The sequence below is a fragment of the Micromonospora sp. NPDC005215 genome (genome assembly GCF_040607915.1).
GTDB lineage: Bacteria > Actinomycetota > Actinomycetes > Mycobacteriales > Micromonosporaceae > Micromonospora.
This window is the reverse complement of sequence record NZ_JBEXHQ010000006.1, coordinates 114,153-128,434: the sequence shown is the minus strand read 5'-3', so window position 1 is coordinate 128,434 and position 14,282 is coordinate 114,153. Positions and strand designations below refer to the sequence as shown.

Annotated in this window: 11 protein-coding genes; 9 read left to right on the top strand and 2 right to left on the bottom strand. The window is 70.8% G+C overall.

Translation table 11 applies throughout. From position 1 onward, the window contains the following. Positions 1 to 29: 29 nt before the first annotated feature. The 7 genes from murJ to ABZU25_RS07930 all read left to right on the top strand — a co-directional run bounded on the left by murJ (position 30) and on the right by ABZU25_RS07930 (position 8,392). Positions 30 to 1,769, top strand: coding sequence for a murein biosynthesis integral membrane protein MurJ (murJ, locus tag ABZU25_RS07960; RefSeq protein ID WP_355028570.1), 1,740 nt, complete (start codon positions 30 to 32; stop codon positions 1,767 to 1,769). A gap of 445 nt (positions 1,770 to 2,214) precedes the next feature. Then, positions 2,215 to 3,822: a protein kinase family protein gene (locus ABZU25_RS07955; protein ID WP_355028569.1), complete on the top strand. Its 1,608-nt coding sequence runs from the start codon at positions 2,215 to 2,217 to the stop codon at positions 3,820 to 3,822. Between the two features lie 43 nt (positions 3,823 to 3,865). After that, positions 3,866 to 4,582 carry an RNA polymerase sigma factor SigM gene (gene sigM / locus ABZU25_RS07950; RefSeq protein WP_355028624.1) on the top strand — a complete coding sequence of 239 codons (717 nt, stop codon included), beginning with the start codon at positions 3,866 to 3,868 and terminating at the stop codon, positions 4,580 to 4,582. Further along, a complete protein-coding gene (locus tag ABZU25_RS07945; protein WP_355028568.1) occupies positions 4,579 to 5,568 on the top strand; it encodes a hypothetical protein in 990 nt (329 codons plus the stop codon). The genes sigM and ABZU25_RS07945 overlap by 4 nt, the downstream gene beginning before the upstream one ends. A gap of 182 nt (positions 5,569 to 5,750) precedes the next feature. Continuing rightward, the gene (gene trxB / locus ABZU25_RS07940; RefSeq protein ID WP_355028567.1) at positions 5,751 to 6,701 is read left to right on the top strand and encodes a thioredoxin-disulfide reductase; all 951 of its coding nucleotides are present in this window, start codon (positions 5,751 to 5,753) and stop codon (positions 6,699 to 6,701) included. 31 nt (positions 6,702 to 6,732) lie between these two features. Continuing rightward, positions 6,733 to 7,056: a thioredoxin gene (gene trxA / locus ABZU25_RS07935; RefSeq protein WP_053651673.1), complete on the top strand. Its 324-nt coding sequence runs from the start codon at positions 6,733 to 6,735 to the stop codon at positions 7,054 to 7,056. Between the two features lie 172 nt (positions 7,057 to 7,228). Further along, a complete protein-coding gene (locus ABZU25_RS07930) occupies positions 7,229 to 8,392 on the top strand; it encodes an N-acetylmuramoyl-L-alanine amidase (protein ID WP_355028566.1) in 1,164 nt (387 codons plus the stop codon). A gap of 16 nt (positions 8,393 to 8,408) precedes the next feature. Here ABZU25_RS07930 and ABZU25_RS07925 read toward each other — a convergent pair whose 3' ends face one another. Further along, the gene (locus tag ABZU25_RS07925; protein ID WP_355028565.1) at positions 8,409 to 9,074 is read right to left on the bottom strand and encodes a GNAT family N-acetyltransferase; all 666 of its coding nucleotides are present in this window, start codon (positions 9,072 to 9,074) and stop codon (positions 8,409 to 8,411) included. Positions 9,075 to 9,367: 293 nt separating this feature from the next. Between ABZU25_RS07925 and ABZU25_RS07920 the strand changes: the two genes are divergently transcribed. Together ABZU25_RS07920 and ABZU25_RS07915 are read left to right on the top strand one after the other, a co-directional pair. Further along, positions 9,368 to 10,681, top strand: a complete 1,314-nt coding sequence (locus tag ABZU25_RS07920) for a PLP-dependent aminotransferase family protein (RefSeq protein ID WP_355028564.1) — start codon at positions 9,368 to 9,370, stop codon at positions 10,679 to 10,681. 7 nt (positions 10,682 to 10,688) lie between these two features. After that, entirely contained in the window at positions 10,689 to 11,693 is a 1,005-nt protein-coding gene (locus ABZU25_RS07915) for a D-alanine--D-alanine ligase (protein WP_355028563.1), read from the top strand. Between the two features lie 106 nt (positions 11,694 to 11,799). Here ABZU25_RS07915 and ABZU25_RS07910 read toward each other — a convergent pair whose 3' ends face one another. Further along, positions 11,800 to 12,804, bottom strand: a complete 1,005-nt coding sequence (locus ABZU25_RS07910; RefSeq protein WP_355028623.1) for a hypothetical protein — start codon at positions 12,802 to 12,804, stop codon at positions 11,800 to 11,802. Between the last annotated feature and the right edge of the window lie 1,478 nt (positions 12,805 to 14,282).

The following is a 14,282-nucleotide window of genomic DNA, read 5'->3' as shown; positions in this document are numbered from 1 at the left end:
GCTCGACGTACCCCCCTGGGAGGCTGGAGATGAGCGGCGGGCTCTACCGCAGCGCCAACGCCACGCCGGACGGTAACGTGCCGCCGGCTGACGGGGCGATCTTCATCTCCGCGGAGCCGCTGAACCAGCCCGGGGTGGAGGCTACGGCGCCCCCGCCCGAGGTCGTCGGCGAAACCAGCGCCGCCGCCAACAGCGCGGTCATGGCGGTGGGCAGTCTGGTCAGCCGGGGCACCGGCTTCATCCGGAACCTGATGATCGGTGCCGCCCTCGGCAACCTGATCGGCAACGCCTACACGACCGCCATCTTCCTCCCCAACCAGGTGTACGAGTTCCTGCTCGGCGGGGTGCTGACCAGCGTGCTCATCCCGGTGCTGGTCCGTCGGCGCAAGAGCGACGCGGACCGGGGCGAGGCGTACGCCCAACGGCTGCTCACCCTCGCGGTGCTGGCGCTGGCCGCGGCGGCCCTGATCGCCGTGGCGTCGGCGTCCTGGCTGACCGCCATCTACGCCAGTGGCAAGGACAAGGCCTACACCGACCTGATCACGCACCTGTCGTGGCTGATCCTGCCGATGCTGTTCTTCACCGGCGTCAGCGCGCTGATCGCCGCGGTGCTGAACACCCGGGGCCACTTCGCCGCGCCGATGTGGGCGCCCATCCTCAACAACCTGGTGGTGATCGGCGTCTTCGGTCTCTACATCCTGGTCTACGGGGCGAAGGGGCTACAGCCGTCGGACATGGGCACCGGCCGGATCCTGCTGGTCGGTGGCGGCACCCTGCTCGGTGTGGCGGTGCAGACCGCCGGGCTGCTGCCGGCGTTGCGCAAGGTCGGCTTCCGGTGGCGGTGGCGGTTCGACTTCCGTGAGCTGGGGCTGCGCGAGCTGGCCCAGCTCGGCGCCTGGATGTTCTGCTACGTGGCCGTCAACCAGCTCGGTCTCTTCGTGGTGGTCAACCTCCTCACCCGGGCCGCGGGCACGGACCAGGCCGGCATCCTGATCTACAACAACGTCTTCCTGTTGCTGATGATGGCGCACGGCATCATCGCCGTCTCGATCATCACCGCGCTGATGCCCCGGATGGCAGCGGCGGCGGCGGACGGGCGGTTCCACGACGTCACCGCCGACCTCTCCCGGGGTGTCCGGATGGTGACAGCGGTGCTCGCGCCGATCGCGGTCTGCTACGCCGTGCTGTCCACCCCGATCTCGATCGTGGTCTTCCGGTACGGGGCGTTCAGCGCCGAGAACGCGACGGCGACGTCCACCGTTCTACTTGCCGCCGCGCTCGCCCTGGTGCCGTTCGCGATCAGTCAGCTCTTCACCTTTGCCTTCTACGCGCTGCCGGACACCCGCACCCCAGCCCTGATCAACATCCCGGTGGTGGCGCTGCGGGTCGGCGTCCAGATCGTGCTCTTCGCCGCGTTCGCCGCGCACTTCGCGGCGGCCGGGATGATGATCGGCAACGCGGTCTCGTACCTGGCGGCGGCGGTTGCCTCCGCCTGGTTGCTGCGGCCCCGGGTCGGCCGGATCGGGCTGGGCGGCATCATGCGCACCCTCGGCCGGGTCGTGGTCGCCGCACTCGGCGCGGCGCTGATCGGATGGCTGGTGATCGCCGTTCTGCCGGGCGGCGACAAGCCGAGTTGGATCGAGGCGGCGATCCAACTCGTCGTCGGTGGAGCAGTGATCGGCGGGAGCTACCTGGGTCTGGCGATGGTGCTGCGGATCGGCGAGATCACCGAGGTGGTCGGGATGGTTCGTCGCCGCCTCGGTCGCTGACCGGCAGCGGTCGGTCACAAAAAGTTGACATACACACGGAACGTGACAACGGATCACCAGGCTGGGGACACAGCTGTGGATAACTCAGCGATTCGCCGGTCAACCACCGCATCGTCCTGTGGATAACCAACCGTACGGCTGAGCGTGGCAAGCCGATCGGCGGGAACAGGCACGTTGGCGGTAGCGCCACCCCAGCCCGGCCCCGGCGTCGGTCGCTTGCGGTGAAGCCGTAGATTAGCTAGTACATGTGCCAGCAACGTGGCTGACAACGGTCGTAACCGGACGAGTTCTTCGACTGCCGGAAGCCCGTCGGGTACGGCGGGAAGATGACATGTCGAGGAGACGGGCAACCCGGGTAAGGTCGCTCTCGACGGGTACGGCAGGGGCCGACGCTGCGCGTCGACACCGGTCGGCCGGTTCCTTCAACGGCAGAGCGGGAAGCCACATGCCCAGCAGTGCGGGTCCATCGATCGACACGATCACCGAGGGAGGACGGGTGACCCAGGTCGGCGAGGGTCAGGAGGCGGACGAAAGCGCTCCTCCGGTCATGACCTTCGGTGCTCCCACGGCCGGTGAAGTCCTCGCCGAGCGGTACGAGCTGGTTGAGCACATCAACAACGACAGCGCGGGTCGGCTGGTCTGGCGCGGGGTCGACGTCATCCTGCGCCGTCCCGTCGCGGTGGTGCTGCGCTACCCGGGTGGCGACTCCGCCACCGAGATGCTCCAGGCCGCAGTGGCGGCCAGCCGAGTCATCCATCCCAACCTGGTCGGCGTCTACGACGCGATCGACGAGGCCGAGCGGGCGTACGTGGTGCGCGAATGGGTCGACGGGCAGTCCCTGCGCGACCTGGCGGCCGACGGCCCACTGGACCCGGCCCGCGCCACCGCGATCGGTAACGCCGTCGCGAGCGCACTCGCCGCCGTGCACGCCACCGGCATGGTGCACGGCAACGTCCACCCCGGCACCGTCATGATCAGTGACGAGGGACGGGTGGTCCTGGCCGACGCGCGCACCGACGGCGCCGACAGCCAGGAGAACGACATCCGGGCGGTCGGCGGCATCCTCTACTTCGCGCTGACCGGCTCGTGGCCGCACGCCGAGGCACCGCTGCACGGCGCCACCGCCGGTCACGGCCGGGCCGCCATCCCGGACGCCGTTCGGGACGCCGGAGGTGGCATCGCGGCACCACGTCAGGTCCGGGCGGGTGTGCCCGCGTACCTGGACGACCTGACAATGGATCTGCTCGACACCGAGATCGCCCCGCCGTCCTCCGATGTGCTCGCCGCCGAGCTGGCCCGACTGGACGTGCCAGCCGAAGAGGAGCACTACCTCGACAACAGCGGCCCGCTGCGGTTCGCCGGCGAGACCGGCGAAGAGCCGTCGCCGTTGGCCGCCGCCGGTGGTCGCAAGGTCGCCATCGGCATCGCCGGCCTGCTGGCGGTAGCCCTGGTCGGTCTGCTGATCGGGATCAGCACGCTCGGCGACAAGGACCCGCAGACCGGCCAGGGTCCCGCGCCGTCGTCGAGCGCCCCGTCCAGCGGTCCCACTCCGGCCGCCGCCACAGTCCGCAAGCTGCCCGTCAAGGCTGTTCGGATCATCGACCCGGACAGCCAGAAGCGCGATGAGCTGGGCGGCGCCGACAAGGTAACCGACGGCGACCCGGACAAGGGCTGGGGCACCGACACGTACACGGCCGCCAAGTTCGGCAACCAGAAGCAGGGCATGGGGATCTGGCTGGATCTCGGCGCGCCGCACACCGTCAAGTCGGTGCAGGCGGTCCTCTCGGCCCGCGGCGCCTCCGCCCAGCTTCTCACCGGCACCGTCAACCCGCCGTCGACCTCCAACGGTGACAAGCAACTGATCACCAACTACAAGACCGCGAAGACCACCATCGGGCAGCCCTTCGAGGACCACGACGGCACCACGATGGCGTTCGACGGCTTCGACGCCGACGCGAAATACCAGTACCTGCTGTTCTGGATCACCGAGTTGCCGGCCAGTGACCGGGGCTTCCAGGTCGACGTCCAGGAGATCACGGTCCAGGGGTCGTGATCTCGGCATCTCCGTCGTGGCACCGCATCCGCAGGACGTGGTGATGGACGGGCGCGCCGCCGCTTCGGATCTGGAGCTGCTGCGCGCCCACGCCGATGGCGACCGGCAGGCTTTCGCCGAGCTGTTCCACAGGCACCGCGACCGGCTCTGGGCGGTCGCCCTGCGTACGCTCGGTGACCGTGAAGAGGCCGCCGACGCTCTCCAGGACGCGCTGCTCTCCGCGCACCGGGCGGCCGCCCGGTTCCGCGGTGACTCCGCCGTCACCACCTGGTTGCACCGGATCGTGGTGAACGCCTGCCTGGATCGGATCCGTCGCCGGCAGGCGCACCCGACAGTGCCGCTGCCGGACGGCAACCGTGCGGGGGACGGCTCGGGCACCGGCGGGATCGAGCCGGTCGCACCCGCACCGGACCACGACACCGCGCTGGTGGTCCGCGAGGCGCTGGCCGCGCTGCCCCTCGAGCAACGTGCCGCGCTGGTGCTTGTGGACGTGCAGGGCTACCCGGTCGCCGAGGTCGCCCGGATCCTCGGTGTCGCCGAGGGGACGGTGAAGAGCCGGTGCGCCCGGGGGCGGGCCCGGCTGGCGGTGCTGCTCGGGCACCTTCGGCCCGCCGTCGCCCCGCCGCCGCCGGCCCGTTCAGAAGCGTCCGGCCCGACCAGGGAGGTGCCGGGCGTCACGCCGGGGAACCCAGGCCCGGCCGAGGGCGTCGGATCGGGGTCGGGGCGGTACCGGCGGGACGCCAACCAGGAGGACACGTGACGACCGAGGGGTTCCGGGAGGTCGACGACGACCTCCTCGCTGACTACCTCGGCGGGGCGTTGGACGGCACCCCGCAGCAGGAGGAGGTCGCCCGGCTGGTGTCCACGGACCCGGCCTGGGCCGAGGCGTACGCGCTGCTGGCTCCCGCGCTCGCGGAGGTCCGTGCGGACCTGGGCCGCTGGGCCGAGCCGTCGCCGCAGATGCCGCAGGCGATCGCCGACCGTCTCGTCAGCGCGCTCGTTGACGCGGGGCCGACGGTGGGAGACACCTCGACCGACGAGGTCGACAGCCCCGCGCCACCGCTTGTCGTACCGGCGCAGGGCGGGGCGGGTCGGCGGCCAGCCGTCCCCGCACCGGCCGGTTCTGGTCGCCGGACGTCCACCGGCCCGGGTCGCCGGCGCGGTTGGCTACGCCGTGGCGCGCCGATGGCCGCCGCCGCGATGGCAGTCGTCGCGGTCGCGCTGGGCCTCAACCAGCTGTCGATGCGCGCGGGCGACGAATCCGGCACCAGCGCCATGGACCGGCCGGCCAGCGCGCCCGAGGACGCCGCAGCGCCCGCGGCGGCCCGCACCACAAGCCCGACACTGCGCAGCGGTACGGACTACACCCCGCAGACCCTCGGCAACGCGCCGGGCGCCGACAGGCAGACCACGTCGTCTCCCGGCCGGGCGAGCGGTGCTGCTCCCGGCTCGCAGCCGGGGGTGGGCACCGAGGAGGAGCGACGCTCTTCGCCCGACGGGCTGGACCAGTTGGCCCGGCTGACCACCGAGGCCGCGCTGAGCACCTGCCTGGCCGACGTGGCGGCGGAGCACGGATCCGCCCCACTGGCGGTCGAGGTGATCGACTACGCGCGTTTCCAGGGCGAGCAGGCGCTGATCATCCGTTTCACCGACACGACGGGGGCCCGCTGGGCCTGGGTGAGCGGCCCGGAGTGCGGAGTGCCGGGGTCCGGCTCGGACAGCCGGTATTCGGCGCGGGTAGGGTGAATCCACGGTCAACGGCACGATGACCATCCACGTGACCTGACCCACCAGATGCCCGTCTCGGGAATCCCCGGTTCGTACGATGACGTTCTGGAAGTCAGCTGTCGGCCCCATCCAGGCGTCGGCAACTCGGATCAGCACCGGTGCGCTCACCGACGCTGAACACACACATTCGGGAGACGGCAGTGGACGAGGTCCGCAACCTGATCATCATCGGCTCCGGGCCGGCCGGCTACACCGCGGCGGTCTACGCCGCACGCGCCAACCTGAAGCCGCTGATCATTGAGGGCGTGCAGTCCGGTGGTGCGCTGATGACCACCACCGAGGTGGAAAACTTCCCCGGCTTCGCCGACGGCATCCTCGGCCCCGAGCTGATGGACAACATGCGCAAGCAGGCCGAGCGGTTCGGCGCCGAGTTCCTCACCGACGACGTGACCCGGGTCGAGCTGGTGGACACCGGCGACGCCGGTTCCGGCGCGGTGAGCACCGTCTGGGTCGGCGAGACCGCCTACCGGGCCCGATCCATCATCCTCTCCACCGGTTCGGCCTGGCGTCCGCTGGGCGTGCCCGGCGAGCAGGAGTTCCTCGGCCACGGCGTCTCCGCCTGCGCCACCTGTGACGGCTTCTTCTTCCGCAACCAGCAGATCGTGGTCGTCGGTGGCGGTGACTCGGCGATGGAGGAGGCCACCTTCCTCACCCGCTTCGCGGAGTCGGTCACCATCATCCACCGGCGCGACTCGTTCCGGGCCAGCAAGATCATGGCCGACCGGGCGCTGAGCAACGAGAAGATCAAGGTCGAGTGGAACAGCACCGTCGAGGAGATCCTCGGCGACGACGGCAAGGTCACCGGCGTACGGGTCCGCAACGTGCACACCGGTGAGACCAAGGTGCTGGACGTGACAGGTGTCTTCGTGGCCATCGGTCACGACCCCCGCAGCGAGCTCTTCCGTGGTCAGGTCGAGCTGGACGACGAGGGCTACGTGAAGGTCCAGGCCCCCGGCACCCACACCAACGTGCCCGGCGTCTTCGCTGCCGGCGACGTGGTCGACCACACCTACCGTCAGGCGATCACCGCGGCCGGCACCGGCTGTGCCGCCGCGCTCGACGCCGAACGGTTCATCGCGACGCTCAGCTGAAACAAGGAACACATCCCGGAGGAGGGGCACAGTGGGAAATACCAAGGCGGTCACCGACAAGAGCTTCGTCGCTGACGTGCTGCAGGCCGACAAGCCGGTTCTGGTGGACTTCTGGGCCGAGTGGTGCGGCCCCTGCCGCAAGGTGTCGCCGCTGCTCGAGGAGATCGCCGGCGAGATGGGCGACCGGGTCAGCATCGTCAAACTGAACATCGACGAGAACCCGGAGACCGCCCGCGCCTACCGGGTCATGTCGGTGCCGACGCTCACCGTGTTCAAGAACGGCCAGCCGGTGCAGTCGATCGCCGGTGCCAAGCCGAAGGGCGAGCTGGTCCGACTCATCGAGTCGGCTCTCTGACCAGCCGAAACATCCACCGAACCCCGTACCCGCTCGTCGGGTGCGGGGTTCGCTGTCTTTCCGGCCGCGCCGGTCGACGTTTTTCCCGGCCGTGCCACCTCGCCGCCCCGGAACGCATAGCCTCAACCCTGGGCCGCCCGGCCAGCCAGTGTCGTGCAGAGGGGGTCGTGCCGTGCGTCCGATCCGATCCGGTGACCGGGGACCCGCGGTCACGGAGATCCGCAGCATCCTGACCGGCCTCGACCTACTCACCGTCGCAGGACCGGCCGCCGACGAATTCGACAGCGACACCGAGCGGGCGGTCCGCGCGTTCCAGCAGTCCCGCGGCCTCAGCGTGGACGGCCGGGTCGGGGCGGAGACCTGGCGCGCCCTGGACGCTGCCCGCTGGCGGCTCGGCGCCCGCACCCTCTACCACGCGATCCCCGACCCACTCAGCGGCGAGGACGTTCGGTCACTGCAGGAGCGGCTGCTGGAGATGGGGTACGACGTGGGCCGCGCGGACGCCATCTACGGCATCCGGACGTCCCGCGCGGTGGCCCAGTTCCAGCGCGAGGTCGGCCTCACCCCCGACGGGTCCTGCGGCCCGCACACAATGAACGCGTTGCGGCGGATCGGCCGCAAGGTGGTCGGTGGCCGACCGCAGTGGCTCCGCGAATCCGACGCGATCCGGCAGTCCGGGCCGGCGTTGCTCGGCAAGACGGTGGTCGTCGACCCCGGGCACGGGGGCACCGACCCCGGGATGGTGGTGCCCGACGGTTCGCTGCGCTGGACGGAGGCGGACCTGGTGCATGACCTGGCCAGCCGGCTGGAGGGGCGACTTGCCGCGACCGGGGTACGGGTGCAGCTCACTCGCGGCCCGTCGCCCGACAGGTGCCTACCGGACACCGACCGGGCCCTGCTGGCCAACTCGCTGGGCGCCGACGTGTTCATCTCGCTGCACCTCGACGGCCACGCCAACCCCGATGCGGAGGGCGTCGCCACCTACCACTACGGCACCGACAACGGCGTGACGTCGGCGACCGGTGAACGCCTCGCCGGGCTGGTGCAGCGGGAGATCGTCGCCCGCACCGGGCTCCGGGACTGCCGTACCCACGCCAAGACCTGGGACCTGCTGCGGCTGACCCGGATGCCGGCCGTCCGGGTCGAGGTCGGCTACCTCACCTCGCCCACGGACCGAGCCCAACTTGTCGATCCCCGTTTCCGCGACCGGGTGGTGGAGGCGATCGTGGCGGCGGTGCAGCGGATGTACTACCCGATCGAGCGGGACGTGCCCACCGGCTCGCTGGACGTCAGCGAACTGCGGGCCGTCGTGACCGCCGGCACGGTGATCGACTGATCCGCCGATCCGGCGATCAGGTGTTTGTGGAGCGGCTGGCCGGGGCGGGACGCACCGGACGAAGCAGGGTCTCCGGGCTCATCGAGCCGAGCAGCTTCTCCAACGCGTACTCGACGTCGGACTTCCAGCTCAGCGCGGTACGCAGCTCAAGGCGCAGCCGGGGGAAGCGCGGATGCGGACGTACGGTCTTGAACCCCACCGAGAGGAAGAAGTCGACAGGTGCCACGCAGCCGCCCGCGGGGTCGTCCGCGTCGCCGAACTTGGCGTCGCCGAACGCCTCGATGGCCTTGATCCCCCGCTTGGTCAGGTCCCGCGCGACGCCCTGCACCAGCATCCGGCCCAGCCCGCCACCGGCGAACGCGGCGACCACGTTGGCGGTCATCAGCAGTGCCGCGTCAGCGGAGACCGGCGAGGTCGGGAACGCCATCGAGCGGGGCACGTAGGCGGGCGGCGCATACGTCACGAAACCCGCCGGCATGCCGTCGACGTACGCGAGTTTGCCGCAGGAACCCCACTCCAGCAGCGTCTGGGAGACCCACGCCTCCTTCTCCAGGCCCGGATCGCCGGCGGCGCAGGCCCGGTCCGCGGAGACCGGATCAAGCTCCCAGTAGACGCACTGCCGGCACGGGCGAGGAAGGTCTTCCAACGTGTCGAGGGTCAGGCTGACCAGACGTCGCGACATATGGCGCATCCCCACAATAGGCTCGGTGGTAGGACCGGCATGCAACGACAGCGCCGCCATCCTGCTCCGACGAGCGATCGTACGCCGCCGATCGGCGATCCGGGAGGGGACGCGCAGATGCTCACCACACCGGGGGACGGCCAGGACGGTCCGCCATGTGGTCGATCCGTATCGGTGGGGCGGCAGCATGGTTCTGGCGGACTAGGATCGACAATCGGTGTCCCGTCGCCATGGTCATCGGCGCATGGGGTACCCGGGGCGGGAGCCACCCGAGCAGCGATCGAGGTGAGGTCATGACCGGCACGACACTCGACGACTACACCGACCGGTATGCCCGGCGGGTACGCGGGATGACCGCCTCCGAGATCCGAGCACTGTTCGCGGTGGCCAGCCGTCCAGAGGTCATCTCGCTCGCCGGCGGAATGCCGTACATCGCCGCGCTGCCCCTCGACGCCGTCGGCGAGATGCTCGGCCGGCTCGGCTCCGAGCACGGCGTGACCACCCTTCAGTACGGCATCGGTCAGGGCACACTCGAGCTGCGCGAGCGGATCTGCGAGGTGATGGCGCTCTCCGGGATCGACGCCGCGTGTGGCGCCTCCCCCGAGGACGTCGTGGTCACCGTCGGCGGGCAGCAGGCACTCGACCTGGTGGCCCGACTCTTCCTCGACCCGGGTGACGTGGTGCTGGCCGAGGGGCCGACGTACGTCGGTGCGCTCGGTGTCTTCCAGGCCGCTCAGGCGCAGGTCGTGCACATACCGATGGACGCCGACGGGCTGATCCCGGAGGCGCTGGAGGCGGCCCTCGCCGACCTGGCCCGCGCCGGCCGACGGGTGAAATTCCTCTACACCATTCCCACCTACCAGAACCCGACCGGTGTGACCCTCAGCGAGGAGCGCCGCGAGCGGGTGCTCGACATCTGCGAGCGCGCCGGCCTGCTCGTGGTCGAGGACGACCCGTACGGTCAGCTGGGGTTCGAGGGTGAGGCGCCGGCGCCCCTGCGGGCCCGCCGCCGGGACGGGGTCTTCTACCTCAGCACCTTCTCCAAGACCTTCGCCCCCGGGCTGCGGGTCGGCTGGATCCTGGCGCCGCACGCGGTCCGCGACAAGCTGGTCATCGCCAGCGAGGCGCAGATCCTCTGCCCCAGCGGTTACGCCCAGGCCGCCGTCTCCACCTACCTGGGCACGATGCCCTGGAGGCAGCAGCTCAAGGTCTACCGCGAGGTCTACCGCGAACGCCGGGACGCCATGCTCGACGCGCTGGCCGACCTGATGCCCGAGGGCACCACCTGGACCAAACCGGCCGGCGGTCTCTTCGCCTGGGCCACCCTGCCCGACGGGCTCGACTCGAAGGCGATGATGCCCCGCGCGGTCGCCGCCCGGGTCGCCTACGTGCCCGGCACCGGCTTCTACGCCGACGGCACCGGCACCGGCGCGATGCGGTTGAACTTCAGCTTCCCGTCGCCGGAGCGGATCCGCGAGGGCGTCCGCCGGCTGGCCGGCGTGATGGAGCAGGAGATCGCGATGCGCCGGGTCTTCGGTGCCGTGGGCGGCGCCACCGGCCGCCGCGGCCAGGCCGGCTCCGACGCGCCCGGGCCCGACTTGGCATGATGCCGGCATGGGTACGACCGCCGTCGAGCGCCTCCTCGTGACCGATTCCGCCGTTCCGGCCGACCTGCGCGTCGTCGTGCTCGCCGGTGGGCTCTCCTACGAACGGGACGTGTCACTGCGCTCCGGTCGCCGGGTGCTCGACGCACTGCGCGCCGTCGGCGTGGAGGCCGAGTTGCGGGACGCCGACGTGGCCCTGCTGCCGGCGCTGACCGCCGACCCGCCGGACGCCGTCGTCATCGCACTGCACGGTGCCACCGGTGAAGACGGATCACTGCGTGGTGTGCTGGACCTGTGCGACATCCCGTACGTCGGCTGTGACGCCCGAGCCTCCCGGGTCGCCTGGGACAAGCCATCGGCCAAGGCGGTGCTCCGCGAGACCGGCATCCCCACCCCGGACTGGGTGGCCCTCCCACACGATCGCTTCTCCGAGCTTGGCGCGGTCGCCGTACTGGACCGGATCGTCGACCGGCTGGGTCTGCCGCTGATGGTGAAGCCCGCACAGGGCGGATCGGGGCTGGGTGGCGCGGTGGTCCGGGACGCCGCGGCGCTGCCCGCCGCGATGGTGGGCTGCTTCGCGTACGACTCCACCGCCCTGGTCGAGCGGTACGTGCCCGGTATGGACGTGGCGGTCTCCGTGGTCGACCTGGGCAACGGCCCACAGGCGCTGCCACCGGTGGAGATCGTGCCGCGCAACGGGGTGTACGACTACGCCGCGCGCTACACGGCAGGGCGGACCACCTGGCACGCTCCGGCCCGGTTGGACCCGGAGGTGTCCGCCACCGTCGCCGACGTGGCCCTCGCCGCGCACACCGCACTGGGTCTGCGGGACCTCTCCCGGGTCGACGTGATCGTGGACGCTGCCGGCCAGCCACACGTGTTGGAGGTCAACGTCTCCCCGGGGATGACGGAGACGTCGCTACTGCCACTCGCCGTGCAGGCGGCAGGGCTGGACTTCGGCCGACTCCTCGGCACCCTGGTCGCCCGAGCGGCGGCGCGCGTCACCGCTCCCTGACCCACTCGCCGCCGCCTCGGTGCGGCGCTGCCCCCAGGCCGACCACAGGGTTTGCGCGGTTGCCGCGATCCTGGACCACCGCGCCACCCTCATTGTCGATCCGCGATCAGGGAGCCGTGCGTACGTCGGACGTGTCCGGGCCGTCGGCGTGCGCGGGTGTGGCAGGTGAAGCACCCGCTGCGCCGCTGTCCGGGGTGGCGCTGTCCGGGGTGGCCTTTCGGGCGGTCTCGTTGGCCGCGCCGCGGGCGGCCTCGACATCGGTGCTGCCCGCCCGGTCACGAGGGAATGCGGCGCCGCTGGGGACTGCGGGTCCGCCAGGAGCCGACTCGTCGGTGCCAGCAACGCCGGATGCTGACGTGCCGGATGCTGACGTGCCGGACGTTGGCGCGGTGGACAGTGGGGTGCCGAATGCTCTGGTGTCGGACGTTGGGGTGCCGGACGTTGCGCTGCCGGACGTTGGGGTGCCGGGTGTTGGGGCGGTGGACGCGCCGGTTGGCTCGTTGGTGGCGGATGCCGATCGAGCGGGTCCGCTCGTCCGTTCGGTGTCGGCCGGAGAGCCGGCGTCCGAGTCCGGGCCCACGGGATCGTTTGCGGGTGCCCCCGCACCGTCGGCGTGATCGGCACTGGCGGTGGGCTCCGGCGCTGGTTCCGGGGTTTCCTCCGCTGCCTCGATGACGGAGGCGGCCGCCGCCGAGGCTGCCTGCGCGGCGGCAGCGGCATCCGCGGCGGCGGACTGGGCCAGCAGACTGGACGGCGCCTGCCACTGAATACGGGGTGGCTCGGCGAGCGGACGGCCGCCGAACTCGGCAAGCCAGGCGGCGACGAGCGCCAAATTCTCCCGCCACTGCGCCTCGGAGATCGGCGGCAGGATCGAATCCCACAGCGACAGGAAGGTGCCCCGCAACTGAAGGCGACCGTACGGCCGGGCGAGGAACCACATGTGCAGGTGGGCCGAGCCGTCTCCCCACCGGTTGACGTGTACCCGCGCCACACCGTCGAGCGACCGGATGGCCCGTTCCAGACGTACGGTCATCACGCCCAGCTCGGCGGCAAGCAGGTTCGGCAGGTCACCAAGGTCGAGGTGGGTCCGCGATTCCAGGATGAGCACCATGGGCAGGCCGGTAGGCCGGTCCATGGCACGGACCCGCCACCGCTCGCCGACCCAGATATAGGCCTCGTCGGGTGCGTTGCAGGCGGTGCATTCCCGGAGACCCTCGCCCTTCCGGGGCGGTTCGACCGGGACCGGATCATCGAGTTGCTTCACGTGGAGGTCCCCCTCGAAGGGAAACGACGGCCACTGCGTGAAGTCCGGGACTGAGGGAGGGGTGTCGTGCACGACGCTGACCCTAACCGAGTCTGGCACCGCTGTCCCTACCTGTTTGACCGCTCCCGACCGACCAGATCAGTGCCCTCGGTCGGCCGGGTGTGCCACGTCACCACCGCGCGGTGAGCCGATATCCACAGGCTGCCGAGATCGCCAACACAGGCCGTCATCCACAGGCTCGCACCCGCTCTCACGCGCTGTTTCACGTGAAACAGGGGGTGCCTGTGGACAACGGTTGTGGATAACTTTTCGGCCGGTCGGTCGTTGTCCGCAGATCGCTGAACCGCTCGGCAACAACTGCTCGCCACCGCCGGCCGCCGCGGCCGATCTGCCGTCCTCTGCCGCTGCGAAAGCTGCCCCGGGAGGGACCACCTCCGTGGATCGGCAGCCGGACGTCGACAGCACGAGCGACCTCCGGAGGCGTTCTCCGTGCCGAGCCGTCGCCTCTGGGGTGGGTCCACGCCGACGGTTCACTGAGACGGTCGCCACGCCACCGCCCAAGGAGCGCCACGGCAAGGGCGAGTGGTGCGTGCCCTCGCACAACCACGCCGACCTGACCTCGATCTGAATCAAGCACGACGTGGCTCGGGGGACGGGAGAGCCGCCGAGTCCTGATCGGCGCGTCCACGCCACGGGCTAGGCCGCGAGGACGCGCAGTCGCGGCCGAGAGGACACGCGACCTCAGCAATGGACCGACCGTCGACGAATCGTCTGCGGACGTCAGACGCCGCCGGAGATTCTGGCGGGCGGGCACGCGAGGCAGCAACCGAACGACGACGGGAGGCCCCGGCCGATCGTCAGGCAACAGCCGGCGGGTGACCCAGCCGACAGTCAGTCACCAACTGACCGGAGCCGCCCCCGCCGAGCCTCAGGCACCAAGGTCCAGAGGCACCCCCGCCCAACCTCAGACGCCTCGTTGAACCTCAGGCACCAACGACCGGAATCCAAACCCTCGCCGAACCTCACGCACCAACGGCTGGAGGCAGCAGTCGACCGTCGACGGGAGACAAGGAAGTAACAGCGGAGCCAGTGGGCCGCATTCGCGTCGAGAGGCATTGGGGCACGTTCGGGCCCACCGGAAGGTCGCCTTGGGCCACGCGAGGCGGCAGCGGGCCACTCAGCGGTCGCAAAGGCACCTCATGGTCATCCTCGGGTGAGGCCCCAGGGAGTTCCGCCGCCTAAGCGATCTCCGTTTCACGTGAAACGCGCCCACCGAGTCGTCGTCGGGCGGTCCCGTCCGGTGGGCCGAGTGTCGGCTGCTGAGT

Excerpts from the sequence above, each read along its gene's own strand:
- sigM (WP_355028624.1), top strand. The coding sequence starts at position 3,866 with ATGGACGGGCGCGCCGCCGCTTCGGATCTGGAGCTGCTGCGCGCCCAC.
- ABZU25_RS07955 (WP_355028569.1), top strand. The coding sequence starts at position 2,215 with ATGCCCAGCAGTGCGGGTCCATCGATCGACACGATCACCGAGGGAGGA.
- ABZU25_RS07920 (WP_355028564.1), top strand. The coding sequence starts at position 9,368 with ATGACCGGCACGACACTCGACGACTACACCGACCGGTATGCCCGGCGG.
- ABZU25_RS07925 (WP_355028565.1), bottom strand. The coding sequence starts at position 9,074 with ATGTCGCGACGTCTGGTCAGCCTGACCCTCGACACGTTGGAAGACCTT.
- murJ (WP_355028570.1), top strand. The coding sequence starts at position 30 with ATGAGCGGCGGGCTCTACCGCAGCGCCAACGCCACGCCGGACGGTAAC.
- ABZU25_RS07915 (WP_355028563.1), top strand. The coding sequence starts at position 10,689 with ATGGGTACGACCGCCGTCGAGCGCCTCCTCGTGACCGATTCCGCCGTT.
- ABZU25_RS07910 (WP_355028623.1), bottom strand. The coding sequence starts at position 12,804 with ATGGTGCTCATCCTGGAATCGCGGACCCACCTCGACCTTGGTGACCTG.